We start from the raw sequence: 18,050 nt of genomic DNA, 5'->3' as shown, positions 1-18,050 counted from the left end.
GGTATGTATGACTTATTCAGCCGCGGAAAACCGCTATGAATCCATGCCCTACCGCCGCGTCGGACGCAGCGGGCTGAAGCTGCCGGCCATTTCCCTTGGCCTGTGGCACAACTTCGGCGACGACAAGCCCTTCGAAGTTCAGCGCGCCATCCTGCGCCGCGCCTTCGACCTGGGCGTCACCCACTTCGACCTCGCGAACAACTACGGACCGCCCTACGGCGCCGCCGAGACCAACTTCGGCCGCCACTTCAAGGACGACTTCAAGCCGTACCGCGACGAACTCATCATCTCCAGCAAGGCCGGCTACGACATGTGGCCCGGACCGTACGGCAACTTTGGCTCCCGCAAGTACCTGCTGGCCAGCCTGGACCAGTCCCTGGAGCGTATGGGCCTGGATTACGTTGACATCTTCTACAGCCACCGCCCGGACCCGGAAACGCCGATGGAAGAGACCATGGGCGCGCTGGACCAGGCAGTCCGCTCGGGCAAGGCGCTGTACGCGGGTATCTCGTCCTACACCCCGGCCCAGACTCTCGAGGCGGCGCGGATCCTGAAGGAACTGGGCACGCCGCTGCTGATCCACCAGCCGAGCTACTCCATGCTGAACCGCTGGACCGAGAACGGCAGCCCCAACCTCTACGAGGCCTTGGAGCAGGTGGACGCCGGCTGCATCGCCTTCTCGCCGCTGGCCCAGGGGATGCTCACGGGCCGCTACCTCAACGGCGTGCCCGCAGACTCCCGGGCAGCGCAGCAGAAGTCCCTGGACGAAGCCATGATCACTCCCGAGAACCTGGACCGTGTGCGCGGGCTCAACCGGATCGCCGAGGGTCGGGGCCAGAGCCTGGCGCAGATGGCGATCGGCTGGATCCTCCGCGATCAGGGCAAGGGCTCCTCCGTGACATCCGCACTCGTCGGCGCTTCCAGCGTCCGGCAACTGGAAGACACCCTGTCCGCCATCAACAACCTGGACTTCACCGCAGACGAGGTCAAGGCCATCGACGAGTTCGCCGTCGAGTCGGACATCAACCTATGGAAGCAGAAGTAACAACCTAACGCTTCAACTGACGGGGGCCGGGAACAATCCCGGCCCCCGCTTGGTTGGGTAAGATGAAAAGGCGCCGAATGGCGCACTGCCAGCGTGCCGCCGTCGTACTTTCCGGTACTGACCGTCCTGGCGGCTGAAGTTGTCTTCAAAGGAGCTCCGTGTCTGCAAATCCGATTCGTGTTGCCATCGTTGGTGTGGGTAACTGCGCCGCCTCGCTCGTCCAGGGCGTGCAGTATTACCGTGACGCCGATCCCCAGGCCACGATCCCGGGTCTGATGCACGTGGAGTTCGGCAAGTACCACGTCAACGATGTCCAGTTTGTTGCCGCTTTTGATGTTGACGGCAAGAAGGTGGGCGTGGACCTCGCCGACGCCATCCTGGCCAGCGAGAACAACACCATCAAGATCGCCGACGTGCCCCCGACAGGTGTGACCGTCCAGCGCGGCCACACCCTCGACGGGCTCGGCAAGTACTACCTCGAGACCATCGAACAGTCCGCCGAAGAGCCCGTGGACATCGTCGCCGCGCTCCGCGAATCCAAGGCAGACGTTATGGTCTGCTACCTCCCGGTTGGTTCCGAGGATGCAGCGCACTTCTACGCGCAGGCTGCCATCGACGCCGGCGTGGCGTTCGTCAACGCCCTCCCCGTGTTCATCGCCGGCACCAAGGAATGGGCCGACAAGTTCACCGCTGCCGGCGTGCCGATCGTGGGCGACGATATCAAGAGCCAGATCGGTGCCACCATCACCCACCGCGTGATGGCCAAGCTCTTCGAAGACCGCGGCGTCACCCTGGACCGCACGTACCAGCTGAACGTCGGCGGCAACATGGACTTCAAGAACATGCTGGAACGCGACCGCCTCGAGTCCAAGAAGATCTCCAAGACCCAGGCCGTGACCTCCAACGTTGAAGCCGACATTGCACCGCGCAACGTCCACATCGGCCCGTCCGACTACGTCCAGTGGCTCGACGACCGCAAATGGGCCTTCGTCCGCCTCGAAGGCCGCAACTTCGGTGACGCCCCCGTATCGCTCGAATACAAGCTGGAGGTCTGGGACTCACCCAACTCCGCCGGCGTGATCATCGACGCCATCCGCGCCGCCAAGATCGGCCTGGACCGCGGCATCGGCGGCCCGCTGCTCTCGGCCTCGAGCTACTTCATGAAGTCCCCGCCGGAGCAGTTCAACGACGACCTCGCCCGTGAAAAGGTCGAGGCCTTCATCCGCGGCGACCTGGAGCGCTAAACGCTCTCTCACCTTTGGTGGGTTTTTGACGGACGCTCTCTCACTTTGGTGGGGGAGCGTCCGGCGTTTAACGCCCCTTGGGACGCTCTCTCACTTTTGGGGCGTTTTTGACGGACGCTCTCGCATTACCTTGAGCGCGAAAAGCCCGACGCGACGGCGGGATCCACCCAGGCGGACCGCAGTTCCCTCTTGATCATCCTGACGGCGCCTTCGAATCCGTCGGCCAGATCTTCCTTATCGAAAAGGAGGACCGTCCAGCCAGCGGCTTCGAAGGTCTTGTCCCGTCGCCGATCACTGAGCTGCTGTTTGGGCATGAGGTGATGGCCGCCGTCGTACTGGATAGCCACGCGCCGACTGCGGTATCCCAGATCCGCCGACGGCGACAGCGGGTCTGCCTCGCGCAACCTGAGCTGAAGCTGGGGCTCGGGCACCCCAGCGTCGAGCATTGCCAGCCTGAGCAGGGTCTCCGGGCCGGAATCCGCTCCCACGCGCATGAGTTCCAGGGCTTCGCGGGCGCGGACGACTCCCTGCAGGTTCTTGTGCCGATTCGTCAGGGCGCGCAATTCCTCAACGGTTGTGAACGGTACGTCGCGGTTTTCAAACGCCTGCCGGGGCAACCGGATCAACTCGTCACCCAGGCATATGAGGTCCTTCAACGGCAGCACGCGGGCCATGTCCAGCCAGGTGCGCGGCCGCGTGCTGATGCGGATTCCGTCAACCGATTCGACCTCGTCATCAGCCGCGGTCACCGTATGTCCGATCACGCCTTTGCGGCGAACGCTCGGCAGGGACCGCCGCTTGCTCAGATGCAGTTCCGTGGAGTCGGAGAGCCACGGTGGAAGGCACGAGCTGCGAAGGCGTGCCGCCGTCACGTGCGAGATCCAGGCACCCGGAGTGGCTGCCGAGAGCGCGCGGGCGGCAGCCTCAAGTTCGAAATCCCAGTCAGCGGGACGGTACAGTCCGCGGCTGACATGCGCGACGTCGGGCCGAAGGAGACGATTCCGAGGGACGCCTTCGACCGTGGCGTCCGTGAGCGTGAACGGGCCGGATGCCAATGTGGCGGGAAGCGCAGTCTGCATGTGCATACCGGCATTGTTCCTCAGAGTCGCCGGGGCCCGCAGAAGTTATCCACAGGTGAGAGAGCGTTGCCTGGAAAGGCCCCAAAGGTGAGAGAGGGTTCGTTTGAACACCCCCATATGTGAGAGAGCGTCCGTGGTGGCGGTAGCGGGATAGGTCAGAAGAGGCCGACCGGGTTGCCGTGCGCGTCGACGTCCATGCGCATCGCGGCGGGCTCTTTGGGCAGGCCGGGCATGGTCATGACGGCACCGGTCAGGGCCACGATGAAACCGGCGCCTGTCTTGGGGATGAGGTCGCGCACATGGATGGTGAAGCCCTTGGGTGCGCCCAGTTGCGAGGCGTCGTCGGTGAAGGAATACTGCGTCTTCGCCATGCACACAGGCATTCCGCCCCAGCCGTTCTTCTCGATGTCAGCCAGCCTTTTGAGTGCCGGCACCGAGAATTCCACGCCGTCTGCCCCGTAGATCTCCTGCACGATCGTACGGATCTTGTCCTCTACTGACAGGTTCAGCGGATACAGATGCCGGAAGTCCGACGGCGCTGCCACCGCGACGGCGACCTTCGCCGCGAGCTCATCGCCGCCGTCGCCCCCGCCGCCTCGGCCCCAGACGTCAGCGACGGCAGCCGGCACCCCCTGCTGCGCACACCAGGCAAGCAGCCACTCCAGCTCTTCGGGCGTGTCCGTGGCGAACTTGTTGATGGCCACCACGGGCGCGATGCCGAACTTCTCGACGTTTTGTAGGTGCCGCTTTAAGTTCCGGACGCCGGCGGCCAGCCCCTCGGCGTTCGGCTCCTTGAGCCGGTCTTTCGGCACGCCGCCATGCATCTTGAGCGCCCGGATCGTCGCCACCACCACGACGGCGGACGGTGCCACGTCCGCGATGCGCGCCTTGATGTCCATGTACTTTTCGGCGCCGAGGTCCGCCCCGAAACCGGCTTCCGTGACCACGATGTCGGCCAACTGCTGCGCGGTTCGAGTGGCGATGAGGGAGTTGCAGCCGTGCGCGATGTTCGCGAAGGGGCCGCCGTGGACCAGGGCGGGCGTCCCCGCGATGGTCTGGACGAGGTTCGGCTTGAGGGCGTCCTTGAGCAGCATGGTCAGGGCGCCCTGGACGTCAAGGTCCGCCACTGTGACCGGCCGGCGGTCGTAGCTGTAGCCGAAGGTGATTCGGCCCAGGCGCTTGCGAAGGTCGTCGAGGTCCGTGGCCAGGCAGAAGACGGCCATGATCTCGGAGGCCGCCGTAATGTCGAAACTGTCCTGGCGCGGCACGCCCTGCGCCGGCCCGCCAAGGCCGATGACCACTTCTCGGAGCGAGCGGTCGTTCATGTCCAGGACGCGTTTAAACGTCATACGCCGCGGATCGATGTTCAGCTCGTTGCCCTGAAAAATGTGGTTGTCCACAAGGGCCATAAGGGCGTTGTTGGCCGCGGTGATCGCGTGGAAGTCACCGGTGAAATGCAGGTTGATCTCGTCCATGGGCAGGACCTGGGAATAGCCGCCGCCGGCCGCACCACCCTTCATGCCCAGGATGGGGCCAAGGGACGGTTCACGCAGCGCGATCATGACCTTATGGCCCGCACGTGCCAGGGAGTCGGCGAGTCCCACAGTGGTGGTGGACTTCCCCTCGCCTGCGGGGGTGGGGGACATGGCCGAGACGAGGACCACTTTGCCGGCGGGCTTCCCCACCGGAATCCGCAGCCGGGCGGGGTCGATTTTCGCCTTGTAACGCCCATACGGTTCCACGGCATCGGCATTGATCCCGGCCCGCTCCGCGATCTCCCCGATGGGCAGGATGGCGGCCTTTTGCGCGATCTCAAGATCGCTAAGGATCTTGTTTTCAGACATCGATGTCCTTTGGCTCTGTGCGGAACACTGTGCGCGACAATCTATCAGCCGACGACTCAGCCGTGAGAGAGGGTTGGGGAAAAACGGCTTAAAGGTGAGAGAGGGTTGGGGGAAAACGGCTTAAAGGTGAGAGAGGGTTGGGGGAAAACGGCTTAAAGGTGAGAGAGGGTTGGGGACGCCGGGGTCAGCCGGCTGGCCAGCTGTTGTTCGACGGCGGCGTGGTACGTTTCCAGCGTGATGGCGGCAGTGCGATTCCACCCGAGGTTCTCCGCCCGGATGGCCGCGGCCCGCCCCATATCGGCGCGGGTGCCCGGATCGTCGTACATGGCTTCGAGCGCGTCCGCCCAGTCCTTGGCATGGTGCCCGTCCACCAGCAGCCCGGTCCGGCCATGGCAGATGGCGCGGGACAGTCCGCCCACACGGGTGCCCACAACGGGCGTCCCGCAGGCTTGGGCCTCAATGGCCACCAGCCCGAACGATTCGCTGTAGGAAGGCATCACCACAACGTCGGCCGCCCGGAACCAGGACGCCAAGTCAGCCGCACTGACCGGCGGAAGGTGCGTGACGACGTCGTCCATTCCAGACTCAGCGATCAGGTGCCGGAGGTTGAAATCCTTGTTCCCGCTGAGGGCGCCCAGGATGGTGAGCCGGAGATCGATCTCGGGCCGCCGGGCGCGCAGCAGGGCCGCGGCCTTGAGCAGGACCTGCGGGCCCTTCAGCCGCTGGATCCGGCCGGCGAACACCAAGTGGAACGTCCCCGGCGAAACACCGCGTTCGGCCCGGGAACGAGCGCGGAACGCGGGTGTAAAGGTGCTGAGGTCCACGCCGGGAGGTGCCACGTCGATGCGGTCGTAATCGGCACCGTAGTGGGACACCAGCTCTTCGGCTTCGGCGGTGGTGTTGGCGATCAGGCGGGCGGCGCCGTCGACGATCCGGTGCTCGCCCTCCTCGCGCCGCCGCGGCTCGGGCTGTTCGCCGGACTCCAGCAGGAGATTCTTGACCTTGGCCATGGTGTGCATGGTGTGCACCAGCGGTACGCCCCAGAGCTCCGAGAGCTCCAGGCCGGCGATTCCGGACACCCAATAGTGCGAATGGATGACGTCGTAGCGGCCGTGCGGCTGGCGCTGGCGGATCTGCTCGATCTCGGCCACCATGTGGTGCAGCAGCCCCGGCAGTTCTTCCTTGGGGATCTTCCGCGGCGGCCCGGCCAGCACGTTGTGGACGCACACGCCGGGGTCCGGATGTTCGACGGCGGCCTGGTTGGCTGACGTGGAGCGCGTGAAGATCTCCACCTCTACGCCGGTCTCGGCGAGCGCGGACGCCAGTTCCCGGATGTAGACGTTCATGCCGCCGGCGTCGCCGGAGCCTGGCTGCTCCATCGGGGAGGTGTGGAGGGAGAGTAACGCGACCCTGCGGATCAATGTCATGGCTTCTCCTTCCCACCGCTGGCGCGGCGTGGGCCCCGCTGTTGCCCACTCGGTAAAACACTACTCCAGCCGCTCCCGGGCGGCCTCCCGGCACGTGGCCGGCTGCTAACGTGGCGCGTGTGAATGCAGCCACAACACCGCACAGTTCCGCGGAATACTCGATCCGCCCCGCCAAGGACGCCGACTGGCCCGGCATGTGGGCCGTACTGGAGCCAGTCATCCGGTCCGGCGAGACGTTCACCTGGGACCGGGACACAACTGAGGCCGACGCCCGGGCCCGCTGGTTCAAGGACGCCCCCGGCCAGGCGTTTGTGGCCGTGACGGCCGACGGCAGCGTGATCGGCACGGGCGAGCTGCATCCCAACCAGGGCGGCGCGGGCAGCCACGTGGCCAACGCCGGCTACATGGTCCACAGCGGCCACGGCGGCAAAGCCGTGGCACGGGCATTGTGCGCCTACTCCCTCGAGGCGGCACGGGATGCGGGCTTCCGGGCCATGCAGTTCAACGCCGTGGTGGAAAGCAATGTCCGCGCGGTGGCCGCCTGGCAGGGGATGGGCTTCGAAATCCTCGCCACCATTCCCGAGGCGTTCAACCACCCGACGCTGGGATACGTGGGCCTGCACGTGATGTACCGGAAGCTCTAGCCGCGCCAAAGCCCGCGCAGTGCAGGGAAGGCGCGCTCGTAGCCGGCCAGCAACGTGGCACCGAGGGCAGGGGAGTCCACCAGGGGATGCCGGCCGAAAGCGTCGACGGCGGCCGCCCGGTCTCCATGCGTCGCTGCGCGGACGGTGAGCCGCTCCACCTCCTTGACCCGCTGGAGGAGCGTGAGTTGCTCCGCTCCCGGAGCTGACTGCGGAAGTGGAACCGCGCCGTCGGGCGTTATGGTGCAGGGGACCTCGACGACGGCGTCCGCCGGCAGTCCCGGAATGGCCGGTTTCGGGGTGGTGCTTCCGGGGGCGGTCGCCCCGACAGGACCGGACGGAAGCGTGTTGGGCGCGTTGAGGATGAGCTGGGCGTCCCCGGCCCCCGCCAACGCGCGCATCACGGCCAGGGCGACGCGTTCGTAGCCGCCGCCGGCGAGGTCGTCCTCGTCGCGCTGCTCACCGTGGGTCCGCGCCTCCGCGAGGTAGCCTTCCTCCCGCGAGCGGCGGGCGGCGTCCCACAATGTGTACGCCTCCGCCCCGGCTGAGGCGAGCCGCGGGTACAGGTCGGCCTGCTGGTGGTGGATGGACTCGCCGCGGGTCTGGGCCATGGAGCGCATGGCCGCGACGGCGCCGTCCCGCTGATAGTAGTAATAGAGGTATTCGTTGGGAAGGGCGCCAAGCTCCGCGAGGAACGGCTGCGGGAACAGCCGGCCTTCCTCGATGGTGTGGAGGGCAACGGGGTCTGACAGCAGGCCGGGAAGCACATCCCGGCCGCCGGACTCCAGCCGGTACAGCCAGCCCAGATGGTTCAGCCCGTAGTAGCCCACGCCGTCGAGCCTTCCGTCCTGCAGCGGAATCCCGACGGCGTTCGCGGCCCGGTGCACCAGCCCGCCCGCCGAATCGCAGATCCCGATGACCCTCCGGCCGAGGACAGGCAGCAGGGCCTCGGTGACCATGCCGGCCGGGTTGGTGAAGTTGATCAGCCAGGCGTCCGGGCAGAACTCCCGCATCTGCCGCGCCAGGTGCAGCATCTCTGGGATGGTGCGCAGGGCGTACGAGATGCCGCCCGCGCCGGTGGTCTCCTGGCCTAGCAGGCCAAGGTCCTGGGCCACGCGTTCGTCCTTGATCCGGCCGGCCGTACCGCCGGGACGGATGGCGGCGAAAACCAGGTCGGTACCCGCCAGGGCCTCCGGCAGGGACGTGGTGGTGCGCACGGCGGGGGGCTGGACACCTGCGTTCGGGCCGCGGTAGGGGCCGCCGTCGGATTCGGGCATGGCGCGCAGAACCGCGCTGATGGCGCTGAGGCGGGCGGGATCGACGTCGAACAGCACCAGTTCGCTGACCAGCCCCGCAAACGCGCCGGACGCCAACGCCCGGTAGACAAGCGGCACGCGGAATCCGCCGCCGCCGGCAATCATGAGCCGCATAGTCAGCAGTCTAGGGGGCCGCCGGGCGCGCCCCTACCGTGGGGCCGCGGCAGGGCGTAGTGTGCCGGACATGGACGCCATCCCGGACCGCCGCTTCGATCCGCTCTCAACCGTCCGCGCACCGTCCGACGGCGGGTTCGACCTGCTGCTGGCCGGCACGGTTTTCCAGGACATCATCTTCACCGGATTGCCGCACGCGCCAGAGCCGGGCACGGAAATCTGGAGCGAGGGCATGGGCAGTTGCCCCGGCGGCGTCGCGAACCAGGCAATTGCGGCGGCGAGGCTGGGATTGCGCACGGGACTGGCAGCCGCCTTCGGCGACGACGGCTACGGCGACTACAACTGGAAAATCCTGGCCGGGCAGGAACACGTGGACCTGAGCCTGTCGCGCCGCATCCCGGGGTGGCATTCCCCGGTCACCGTCTCGCTCAGCGTCCACAACGACCGTTCCCTGGTGACGCATGGCCACCCGGCCCCCGTGACGTCGTCGGAACTGATCGGTTCGCCGCCGCAGGCGCTCGCCGGCGTTGCCGCGTTGGACGCTGAGATCGAGCCGTGGGCGGTGGCCGCGCACCAGGCAGGGGTCAAGCTGTTCGGGGATGTGGGCTGGGATCCCAGCGGGGAGTGGGCTCCGGTGCGGCTGGAGAACCTGCAGTATTTCCATGCTTTCCTGCCCAACCAGCGTGAGGCCATGGCGTTCACGGGGAAGGACAATCCGTGGTCCGCGCTGTATGCGCTGGCGGACCGCGTGCCCGTGGCCGTGGTGACGCTCGGTGCGCAAGGTGCCATGGCCGTGGACTCAGAAACCGGGGAGGAAGAGTGGGTGCCGTCGTTGCCGGTGGCCGCCTACGATCCCACCGGGGCCGGCGACTGCTTTGACGCGGCCTTCATCGTGGGGAGCCTGGCCGGCTGGCCGCTGGGCAACCGGCTCCGGTTCGCCAACCTCTGCGCCTCCCTTGCCGTGCAGGAGGTGGGCGGTTCGCTGGCAGCGCCCGGCTGGGGAGACATCGCCGACTGGTGGAAGCGGGCCAACTCCCGGCCCGAACGCCAGAGCAGCCAGTGGCTTCGCCGCTTCGGTTTCCTGGCGGACATTATCAGCGACGTCCCGCTGGCAGCGCAGCGCCGCGCCACCGCCACCATCGCGCACCTGTCCGACGCCTGACGGCTGTGCCCGGGCGCCCAGGCGCCCTGGCGGCGCGATTATCCCGCCCCGAGCCCCCGCACTAGACTCACTAACGTGACTTATCCCGTAACAACCGGTGACTTCCGCGCGGCCTCAGGACCTGATCCTCGGTACGAGCGGTCCGCCGTCATTGACCTGGACGCCATCCGCCACAACGTGCGGCGGCTGGCAGACGCGGCCTCACCTGCGAAGGTCATGGCCGTGGTGAAGGCCGACGCCTACGGACACGGCGCGGTTCCGGTGGCCCGGGCCGCCCTCGAAGCCGGCGCATCCTGGCTGGGGGTCGCACATATCTCCGAGGCGCTGGCACTGCGGGCCGCGGGCATCGACGCCCCCCTGCTGGCCTGGCTGCACACGGCGGAAAGCAACTTCGCCGCAGCGGTGGCTGCCGGCGTCGACATCGGCTGCTCCGGCTGGGAACTGGACCGGATTGTGGCCGCCGCGCGTGACCAGGAACGTCCCGCACGGATCCACCTGAAAGTGGACACGGGCCTGGGCCGGAACGGCGTAGCGCTCGATGCCTGGGACCAGCTGCTGGGCGAAGCCATGGAGTACCAGGACCAGGGCCTCCTGCGCGTGGTGGGCATCTTCTCCCACCTGTCCGTGGCGGATGAACCCGAACGGCCGGAAACCGATGAACAGCTGGCGGCCTTCCGCGAGGTGCTGGCTGTGGCGGAGGACGCCGGGGTGGACCCCGAAGTCCGTCACCTGGCCAACACCCCGGCCACGCTGTCCCGCCCCGATACTCACTTTGACCTGGTCCGCGTGGGCCTGGGCATCTACGGCCTCTCGCCCTTTGAAGGCCAGACGTCCGCCGAACTGGGCCTCCGGCCCGCGATGACATTGCGCACGCTGGTGTCCCAGTGCAAGCAGGTCCCCGACGGGCAGGGCGTCTCGTACGGCCTGCGCTACCGGACCAGTGGCCCCAGTACCCTGGCGCTGATTCCCCTGGGCTATGCCGACGGTGTGCCCCGCGTTGCCACCGGCGGTCCCGTCCGGGTGGCCGGCCGGACCTACCCCGTGGTGGGCCGGATCGCCATGGACCAGATGGTCATCGACCTCGGCAACATCGGCCCCGCCGGCGCAGACCTCGTCGGTGCCGAAGCGGTGCTGTTCGGCAACGGGGACGACGGCGGTCCCACGGCGGATGACTGGGCGGTCGCCGCCGGCACCAACAACTACGAGATCGTGACGCGGATCAGCCCGCGGGTGCCGCGCCGGTTCATCAACGACAGTCCCGCCGTCGGGCAGACAGCACCGTGAGCGTGCTCCCGGCAGAGATGCCAACCTGGGAACAGACGCTGAGAGTCACGACGGCGGATGAGACTCACGCGCTCGCCGCCGCTTTGGGGGCGGAGCTGCAGGCCGGGGACCTGTTGGTACTGACCGGCGAGCTGGGTGCCGGGAAAACCACCTTCACGCAGGGCCTTGGCGAAGGCCTCGGCGTGCGCGCGGGCATCATCTCGCCTACCTTTGTCCTGGTCCGCATCCACCCCAACCTGCCCGACGGCCCGCGGCCAGGCGGCCCGGACCTGGTGCACGTGGACGCGTACCGGCTCGGATCGGCGTCGGAAATCGACGACATTGACCTGGAAAACACGCTGGACTCGTCCGTGACCGTGGTGGAGTGGGGCCGCGGCCGGGTGGAGCACCTGAGCGAAAGCCGGCTGGAAGTGGACCTGCACCGCGCGATCGGGCTGGAACCGATCGGGCTGGCGGGGGCGGCGGAAGCGGCGGCACGGGAACCCAACCCCGCCCACACCGAAATCCTGGACTTCGACACCGAGGACCTCGACGAACCCCGCACCATCGTGCTGCGCGGGTTTGGTCCCCGCTGGAGCACCAAGCCTGCTCTGGGCGGCGCCTTCGAAGGGACACCGTGATGCTTATTCTCGCCATCGACACCTCCGCCGTGGCCAGTGCGGCGCTGGTCTCGGACGACGCCCTCGAAGGCGTGGTGGCCAGCTTCTCCACCGAGGACACGCGCAGCCACGCCGAAGTGCTTGCACCCGGCATCGAGGACCTGCTGGCCTCTGCGGGCGTCACCGGCGGGGACATTGACGCGATCGTGACAGGGGTGGGCCCCGGCCCGTTCACCGGCCTGCGCTCGGGGATCGCAACCGCCCGGACGCTCGCCTTCGTCTGGGACAAACCGCTGTACGGGCTGATGAGCCTGGACGCCGTGGCACTGGAAGTGGCTGAGTCCACCGATGCCGCGGCCGAATTCCTGGTGGTCACGGACGCCCGGCGTAAGGAGGTCTACTGGGCGCGGTACAGCCTCGCCGACGGCCAGTTGCCGCAGCTCGAGGACGGCCCGCACGTCAGCTTCGCGGCCGACTTGCCGGACCTCCCGGCCTACGGCGCCGGCGCCGGACTCTACAGTGACGTGCTGCGCGCAGACCCCGGCTTCAGCAACGAGCAGCCCGACGCCCTCTACCTCGGACAATTCGCTTTGGCCCGGCTCGCCGCCGGCGGGCAGCTGCTCGACTCCACACCCCTGTACCTCCGCGAATCCGACGCCCAGGTCCCCGGCCCGCGGAAGCGGGCCCTGTGAGCATGCCCACCAGCGCTGACGGCGTGGTCTTCCGGGACATGACCCTGGAGGACGTGCCCGCCGTGGACGCCCTCGAACAGAGGCTGTTCCCGGCTGACGCCTGGCCGCTGCACATGTTCCTGTCCGAACTTTCCCAGCACGAAACCCGCCGCTACCTGGTGGCGGAAAGCGGCGGGGACATTGTGGGCTACGCCGGCCTGATGTGCATCGAGCCCATCGCGGATGTCCAGACCATCGCCGTCGTGCCTGAATTCGAAGGCCGGGGCATCGGCTCAACGCTCCTGGCCCGGCTGATTGAGGAAGCCCGGCACCGCGGTGCCGCGGACGTCCTCCTGGAGGTCCGCGCGGACAATCCCCGGGCGCAGCAGCTGTACGTGCGGTTCGGTTTCGAACAGATCCACGTCCGCCGCGGGTACTACCGCGACGGGGTTGACGCCCTCATCATGCGGCTGGCGTTGGTCCCCGACGACGCACCAGCCGACCCCGCACCAGCTCACGCACCAGCCCCCGAACCCACAACAGAAGCAGGCAAGGCATGAACCGCTCGCAGCCCCTGGTGCTGGGCATCGAATCCTCCTGCGACGAAACCGGCGTCGGCATCGTCCGCGGCACCACGCTCCTCACCAACACCGTGTCCTCCTCGATGGACGAGCACGTCCGCTTTGGCGGTGTAATCCCCGAGATCGCCTCCCGCGCACACCTTGATGCCTTTGTGCCCACTCTGCGGCAGGCCCTGGCCGACGCCGACGTGACGCTCGAGGACGTGGACGCCATCGCCGTCACTTCCGGGCCCGGGCTAGCGGGCGCCCTCATGGTGGGGGTCTGCGCCGCGAAGGCCCTGGCCGTGGCCACCGGCAAGCCGCTCTACGCCATCAACCACCTGGTGGCGCATGTCGGCGTCGGGCTGCTGGACGGAAACCCCGACGGCGGTGCTGCCGCCCGCCCCGCGGCAGGGCTCGGTCATGGCGGCAGTCTCCCGGAGAACCTGGGTGCCCTGCTGGTCTCCGGCGGGCACACCGAGATCCTGAAGATCAACAGCATCACCAGTGACGTCCAGCTCCTCGGCTCCACCATCGACGACGCCGCCGGCGAGGCATACGACAAGGTGGCCCGCATCCTGGGCCTTGGCTACCCGGGCGGCCCGGCCATCGACAGGCTGGCCCGTACAGGCAACGCCAAAGCCATCCGCTTTCCGCGCGGCCTCAGCCAGCCCAAGTACATGGGCACTGCCGAGGAACCGGGAAAGCATCGCTACGACTGGTCCTTCAGCGGCCTGAAGACGGCGGTGGCGCGGTGTGTCGAGCAGTTCGAGGCCCGCGGCGAAGACGTGCCGGTGGCCGACATCGCCGCAGCTTTTCAGGAAGCAGTGGTGGATGTGATCACGTCCAAGGCCGTCCTGGCCTGCCGGGAGCATGGCATCGAGGACGTGTTGCTGGGCGGGGGAGTGGCGGCCAACTCCAGGCTGCGCGAACTCACCGGCCAGCGTTGTGCGTCAGCCGGAATCAGACTCCACGTGCCACCGCTTGACCTGTGCACGGACAACGGCGCCATGGTGGCGGCCCTCGGTGCGCAGCTGGTGATGGCCGGGATCGGGCCCAGCGGCATCCGCTTCGCGCCGGACTCGTCGATGCCGGTCACCGCGGTGTCCCTGCCCGCCTGAAGGCAGTTAGCCCGGCGAACCGTCGCGGGGCACTTTGGGGGAGCCGCCGTCGTAAATCACGACCGCGGCCGGCGTGTCCGTGTCGAAGTGCCCCGTTTCGGGAGCGGACAGGTCAGGCGGTCGGGCCGTTCCGCATCTGCTTGACCAGGTCCAGCACCACGGCCTGCAGGTCGCCGCCGTGCTCTGCTGCGACGCGGCGCTGCCGCTGGTACCCGGCGCCGCGGCGGATGATCTTCTCGACGTCGGCCAGTTCGTCGGGGCAGCCGAGCTTCGCTGCCACCGGCTCAAGCCGGTTCAGGGTCTCCAGGAGGTGGTCTGTGACCAGCTTTTCGTTGCCGGCGGCGTCGAGGATGATGATGGCCTCCATGCCGTAGCGGGCGGCACGCCACTTGTTCTCCTGGATGTGCCACGGCGGCATGGTGGGGATGGTCCCGCCGCCGTCCAGCGTGGTGGAGAATTCATCCACGAGGCACTGGGTGAGCGCGGCAATGGCGCCCACCTCTTCCAGGGTGGCCAGGCCGTCGCAGATGCGCATTTCGATGGTGCCGAGGTTGGGAACGGGCCGGATGTCCCAGCGGATCTCGGACAGGGTGTCGATCACGCCGGTGGTGAACATGTCCTGGACGTAGGACTCGTATTCATCCCAGGACGGGAACTGGAAGGGCAGGCCCGCCGTCGGCAGTTGCTGGAACATCAGGGCGCGGTGCGATGCGTAGCCGGTGTCCTCGCCGCCCCAGAACGGGCTCGACGCCGAGAGTGCCTGGAAGTGCGGGAAGTAGTTGACCAGGCCGTCCAGCACGGGGAGTGCCTTTTCGCGCCGGTCGAGGCCCACATGGACGTGCACGCCGTAGATGACCATCTGCCGGCCCCACCACTGGGTGCGGTCGATCAGCTTGGCGTACCGGGCCTTGTCCGTCACGGGCTGCAGCTGCGGCGGGCTGAACGGGTGGCTGCCGGCGCAGAAAACCTCCACGCCCATGGGGTCGGTGATTTCGCGCACCGCGGCCAGGGACCGGCTGAGGTCTTCCTTGGCTTCGGCGGCGGTCTCGCAGATGCCAGTGACCAGTTCCACGGTGTTGAGCAGGAGTTCCTGCTTGATGTGCGGGTGTTCGTCGTCTTCGTTGAGTTCGGGGTGCTTGGCAACCACGCCGCTGAGTACTTCGTTGGCCACTGATGCCAGTTCGCCGGTCTGGCCGTCCACCAGGGCGAGCTCCCATTCCACACCAAGAGTTGATTGCTTCGATGAAGCGAAATCAATCTTCATGCGTTCCCCTAACTGTTCAGATATCCCTGGGCACGCGCCGCATTCAAGTCTAATGCAGGGGTAGCATCGTCTTGATGGCCTTGTTCCTTTGGACCCGTGACAGTATTCACAAAACCACCCTCCTTATTGCGGCCGCTGCGGTGGCCGCCCTGACTGCCTGCACGGCGGTTCCCGCCACCGCCCCGGCGACCTCCGGCCCTGCGCCGGCCGCAACCCCGGAATCAGGGCGGCCGACGACGGCACCTCCGTCCGCTTCTCCCTCACCCGACCCCGGGCTGCTGCCGCTGGGCTGGGGCCCCGAGCAGCGGGACCAGGATGTCGCCGCGGCCGCCGTGGCGGCGATGTCGGTGGAGGAGAAGGCCGGCCAGGTGCTGATGCCCGTGTACGCCGGCACGGACGCCGAAGCCCAGGCCGCCACCATTGAACGCCTCCATCTGGCCGGGTCCATCATTATGGGCGACAACATTCCGCTCGACGCGCGTGGTCAGGCGGATCCCGCTGCCATGACTGCTGTCAACGCCCGGCTGGCCCAGGCCGCCAAGGCCGACGGCAGGCCTTGGCCCGGGCTTATCGGCGTGGACCAGGAAGGCGGGATCGTCGCGCGGCTGGGTGCGCCCCTGACCGAATGGCCAACCGCCCTGAGCTACGGGGCTGCCGGCAATGCGCCACTCGCCAAGGACGCCGGCCGCGCTCTGGCCGCGGAGATCGTGTCGCTGGGCTTCACCGTGGACTTCGCCCCCGACGCGGACGTGACCATCGGCCCAGCAGATCCCACCATCGGTGCCCGGTCAATGTCCGGCAACCCGGATGCAGCGGGAGCACTGGCGGTGGCGTTTTCCCAGGGCATGCAGGAGGCCGGCGTCCTGCCCGCCGTCAAGCATTTCCCCGGCCACGGCTCCGTCACCGTTGACTCGCACCAGGACCTCCCGGTGCAGCCCGCGGGTATCTCGGAGCTCGAGGCCCGGGACTGGAAGCCGTTCCGGGCGGCCATCGCCGCCGGTATGCCGATGGTCATGACCGGGCACATCGCCGTACCGGCCTTGGAACCCGGCGTCCCGGCGTCGTTGTCCGGCCCCACCTATGCCGCCCTGCGCGGCATGGGCTTCAAGGGTGTGGCGGTGACCGATGCCCTCAACATGGGCGCAGTCCAGCAGCAATACCCGGGCGGCTCCGCAGCAACGGCGGCGCTCGCCGCGGGCGCGGACCTGCTCCTGATGCCCACGGACGTGGGGCAGGCCCACGCAGCCATCGTGAGCGCTGTCGCGGCCGGAACACTGCCGGTGGCGCGCCTGGACGAAGCAGCTGTCCGAGTGGCCACCATGATGACCTGGCGCGGCCGCGTCACGTCGCCGCCCGCCGGCTCGGCCGCTGCCGGCGCAGCCCCCGGCAGCGGCGCCGACATCTCGGCGCGGGTCTCGGCGGCCGCAGTCACCGTGCTGTCCGGACACTGCGGCGCGCCAATCGTCGAGGGAAGCATCCGGATTGCCGGCGGATCAGCGCAGGACAGGGCCCGGTTCGAGGCGGCGGCAGCGAAGGCCGGGCTCGGCACAGGGGCCGGACCCCTCGTCAGCCTCATCGGTTACGCCGGTCTGCCGGTCGGAGGCGACATCGCCGTGGCCCTGGATGCGCCCTGGCCGCTGCAGGATTCCAGCGCGCCGGTCAAGATTGCGCTGTACGGCCGGACACAGGGTGCCTTTGACGCCCTCGTTGCCGTGCTGGCAGGCAATGCGACGGCCCCGGGAAAACTGCCCGCCGCCGTCGGAAGCTATCCGGCTGGGACGGGCTGCCCGTAACGTGGCCCGCAACAGATCGCCGAAACGGGCAACGGCTGTTTAATGGACAGGTGCCCATTCTGAATAAAGACATGACCTTGTGTATTTCGCTGTCGGCCCGGCCCAGCAACAACGGGACACGGTTCCACAACCACCTCTACGACCAGCTGGACCTGAACTGGATCTACAAGGCCTTCGCCCCCACCGACCTGGCCCAGGCGATCGCCGGCGTCAGGGGCCTGGGAATCCGCGGCTGTGCGGTGTCCATGCCGTACAAGGAGGACGTGATGGCCCTCGTGGACGAGCTGGATCCTTCCGCTAAAGCCATCGATTCGGTCAACACGATCGTCAACACCGACGGGCGTCTGTTGGCCTACAACACGGACTACACCGCCATCGAGCAGCTCCTCGCCGGCAACGCCGTGCCCACGGACTATTCGGTGCTGGTCCAGGGCGCCGGCGGCATGGCCAAGGCCACGGTCGCCGCCCTGCGGGACGCCGGCTTCACGGACGTCACCGTCATCGCCCGGAACGAAGACACCGGCCGGGCGCTCGCTGAGCAGTACGGGTTCCAGTGGCGGGCAACGCTCGACGGCGGGACGGCGGACCTGATCATCAACGTCACCCCCATCGGTATGCAAGGCGGTCCGGAAGTGGACTCGCTGTCCTTCCCGGAAGATGCGATCGCGGCAGCCAAAGTGGTGTTCGACGTCGTGGCGCTGCCCGCGGAGACGCCGCTGATCAAGGCGGCCCGCGGCGCCGGGAAACAGGTCATCACGGGGGCCGAGGTGGCCACCATCCAGGCGCTCGAGCAGTTTGTGCTCTACACCGGTGTCCGGCCCACCGACGAGCAGGTCCGGGCCGCCGAGGACTTCATGCGCGCCCAGTAAGGCCGCGTCTCAGGACG

General features: G+C 67.8%; 16 protein-coding genes. 11 read left to right on the top strand and 5 right to left on the bottom strand.

All coding sequences use genetic code 11. The features are described from left to right. The first annotated feature begins 7 nt into the window (after positions 1-7). Together mgrA and ASG77_RS09200 are read left to right on the top strand one after the other, a co-directional pair. The gene (gene mgrA, locus ASG77_RS09205; protein ID WP_056344228.1) at positions 8-1,045 is read left to right on the top strand and encodes an L-glyceraldehyde 3-phosphate reductase; all 1,038 of its coding nucleotides are present in this window, start codon (positions 8-10) and stop codon (positions 1,043-1,045) included. 158 nt (positions 1,046-1,203) lie between these two features. Then, complete coding sequence (locus tag ASG77_RS09200) at positions 1,204-2,289, top strand: inositol-3-phosphate synthase (protein WP_056344223.1); 1,086 nt, start codon at positions 1,204-1,206, stop codon at positions 2,287-2,289. Positions 2,290-2,414: 125 nt separating this feature from the next. Here the strand turns inward: ASG77_RS09200 and ASG77_RS09195 are convergent, their stop codons facing one another. From ASG77_RS09195 to mshA, 3 genes are all read right to left on the bottom strand, one after another. Next, complete coding sequence (locus tag ASG77_RS09195) at positions 2,415-3,374, bottom strand: DUF559 domain-containing protein (protein WP_056344219.1); 960 nt, start codon at positions 3,372-3,374, stop codon at positions 2,415-2,417. Positions 3,375-3,523: 149 nt separating this feature from the next. Beyond that, the gene (locus ASG77_RS09190) at positions 3,524-5,212 is read right to left on the bottom strand and encodes a formate--tetrahydrofolate ligase (RefSeq protein ID WP_056344217.1); all 1,689 of its coding nucleotides are present in this window, start codon (positions 5,210-5,212) and stop codon (positions 3,524-3,526) included. 152 nt (positions 5,213-5,364) lie between these two features. Further along, positions 5,365-6,639: a D-inositol-3-phosphate glycosyltransferase gene (gene mshA, locus ASG77_RS09185; protein ID WP_056344213.1), complete on the bottom strand. Its 1,275-nt coding sequence runs from the start codon at positions 6,637-6,639 to the stop codon at positions 5,365-5,367. A gap of 119 nt (positions 6,640-6,758) precedes the next feature. Between mshA and ASG77_RS09180 the strand changes: the two genes are divergently transcribed. After that, complete coding sequence (locus ASG77_RS09180) at positions 6,759-7,283, top strand: GNAT family N-acetyltransferase (RefSeq protein ID WP_056344210.1); 525 nt, start codon at positions 6,759-6,761, stop codon at positions 7,281-7,283. Here the strand turns inward: ASG77_RS09180 and ASG77_RS09175 are convergent. Beyond that, positions 7,280-8,710 carry a family 4 glycosyl hydrolase gene (locus ASG77_RS09175; protein WP_056344208.1) on the bottom strand — a complete coding sequence of 477 codons (1,431 nt, stop codon included), beginning with the start codon at positions 8,708-8,710 and terminating at the stop codon, positions 7,280-7,282. The two genes, ASG77_RS09180 and ASG77_RS09175, sit on opposite strands and share 4 nt — an antisense overlap. A gap of 70 nt (positions 8,711-8,780) precedes the next feature. Here ASG77_RS09175 and ASG77_RS09170 point away from each other — a divergent pair, with 70 nt between their 5' ends. From ASG77_RS09170 to tsaD, 6 genes are all read left to right on the top strand, one after another. Next, a complete protein-coding gene (locus ASG77_RS09170; RefSeq protein WP_056344204.1) occupies positions 8,781-9,872 on the top strand; it encodes a carbohydrate kinase family protein in 1,092 nt (363 codons plus the stop codon). A 75-nt stretch (positions 9,873-9,947) separates the two neighbouring features. Next, on the top strand, positions 9,948-11,156 hold the full coding sequence (alr, locus tag ASG77_RS09165) for an alanine racemase (protein ID WP_056344200.1): 1,209 nt from the start codon (positions 9,948-9,950) through the stop codon (positions 11,154-11,156). A gap of 17 nt (positions 11,157-11,173) precedes the next feature. Continuing rightward, positions 11,174-11,776 carry a tRNA (adenosine(37)-N6)-threonylcarbamoyltransferase complex ATPase subunit type 1 TsaE gene (gene tsaE, locus ASG77_RS09160; protein ID WP_056345139.1) on the top strand — a complete coding sequence of 201 codons (603 nt, stop codon included), beginning with the start codon at positions 11,174-11,176 and terminating at the stop codon, positions 11,774-11,776. After that, positions 11,776-12,447 carry a tRNA (adenosine(37)-N6)-threonylcarbamoyltransferase complex dimerization subunit type 1 TsaB gene (gene tsaB / locus ASG77_RS09155; protein WP_056344197.1) on the top strand — a complete coding sequence of 224 codons (672 nt, stop codon included), beginning with the start codon at positions 11,776-11,778 and terminating at the stop codon, positions 12,445-12,447. The genes tsaE and tsaB overlap by 1 nt, the downstream gene beginning before the upstream one ends. A gap of 2 nt (positions 12,448-12,449) precedes the next feature. After that, the gene (gene rimI / locus ASG77_RS09150) at positions 12,450-12,986 is read left to right on the top strand and encodes a ribosomal protein S18-alanine N-acetyltransferase (RefSeq protein ID WP_056344195.1); all 537 of its coding nucleotides are present in this window, start codon (positions 12,450-12,452) and stop codon (positions 12,984-12,986) included. Then, complete coding sequence (tsaD, locus tag ASG77_RS09145; RefSeq protein ID WP_056344192.1) at positions 12,983-14,107, top strand: tRNA (adenosine(37)-N6)-threonylcarbamoyltransferase complex transferase subunit TsaD; 1,125 nt, start codon at positions 12,983-12,985, stop codon at positions 14,105-14,107. Before rimI ends, tsaD begins: the two co-directional genes overlap by 4 nt. A gap of 112 nt (positions 14,108-14,219) precedes the next feature. Here tsaD and ASG77_RS09140 read toward each other — a convergent pair whose 3' ends face one another. Further along, complete coding sequence (locus ASG77_RS09140) at positions 14,220-15,371, bottom strand: glutamate--cysteine ligase (protein ID WP_056344189.1); 1,152 nt, start codon at positions 15,369-15,371, stop codon at positions 14,220-14,222. 341 nt (positions 15,372-15,712) lie between these two features. Between ASG77_RS09140 and ASG77_RS09135 the strand changes: the two genes are divergently transcribed. Both ASG77_RS09135 and ASG77_RS09130 read left to right on the top strand, forming a co-directional pair. Further along, a complete protein-coding gene (locus tag ASG77_RS09135; protein ID WP_056345137.1) occupies positions 15,713-17,164 on the top strand; it encodes a glycoside hydrolase family 3 N-terminal domain-containing protein in 1,452 nt (483 codons plus the stop codon). Between the two features lie 50 nt (positions 17,165-17,214). Then, positions 17,215-18,033, top strand: a complete 819-nt coding sequence (locus tag ASG77_RS09130) for a shikimate 5-dehydrogenase (RefSeq protein WP_268760655.1) — start codon at positions 17,215-17,217, stop codon at positions 18,031-18,033. The last annotated feature ends 17 nt before the right edge of the window (positions 18,034-18,050 follow it).

The organism is Arthrobacter sp. Soil762 (assembly GCF_001428335.1).
Classification (GTDB): Bacteria; Actinomycetota; Actinomycetes; order Actinomycetales; family Micrococcaceae; genus Arthrobacter.
The sequence above is the reverse complement of the archived record's forward strand: the minus strand, read 5'-3'. Positions and strand labels throughout refer to the sequence as shown.

Coding starts and splice junctions, on each gene's coding strand:
- mgrA (WP_056344228.1), top strand. CDS start 8: ATGACTTATTCAGCCGCGGAAAACCGCTATGAATCCATGCCCTACCGC.
- ASG77_RS09195 (WP_056344219.1), bottom strand. CDS start 3,374: ATGCACATGCAGACTGCGCTTCCCGCCACATTGGCATCCGGCCCGTTC.
- ASG77_RS09190 (WP_056344217.1), bottom strand. CDS start 5,212: ATGTCTGAAAACAAGATCCTTAGCGATCTTGAGATCGCGCAAAAGGCC.
- mshA (WP_056344213.1), bottom strand. CDS start 6,639: ATGACATTGATCCGCAGGGTCGCGTTACTCTCCCTCCACACCTCCCCG.
- ASG77_RS09175 (WP_056344208.1), bottom strand. CDS start 8,710: ATGCGGCTCATGATTGCCGGCGGCGGCGGATTCCGCGTGCCGCTTGTC.
- ASG77_RS09170 (WP_056344204.1), top strand. CDS start 8,781: ATGGACGCCATCCCGGACCGCCGCTTCGATCCGCTCTCAACCGTCCGC.
- tsaE (WP_056345139.1), top strand. CDS start 11,174: ATGCCAACCTGGGAACAGACGCTGAGAGTCACGACGGCGGATGAGACT.
- tsaB (WP_056344197.1), top strand. CDS start 11,776: ATGCTTATTCTCGCCATCGACACCTCCGCCGTGGCCAGTGCGGCGCTG.
- rimI (WP_056344195.1), top strand. CDS start 12,450: ATGCCCACCAGCGCTGACGGCGTGGTCTTCCGGGACATGACCCTGGAG.
- tsaD (WP_056344192.1), top strand. CDS start 12,983: ATGAACCGCTCGCAGCCCCTGGTGCTGGGCATCGAATCCTCCTGCGAC.
- ASG77_RS09140 (WP_056344189.1), bottom strand. CDS start 15,371: ATGAAGATTGATTTCGCTTCATCGAAGCAATCAACTCTTGGTGTGGAA.
- ASG77_RS09135 (WP_056345137.1), top strand. CDS start 15,713: ATGTCGGTGGAGGAGAAGGCCGGCCAGGTGCTGATGCCCGTGTACGCC.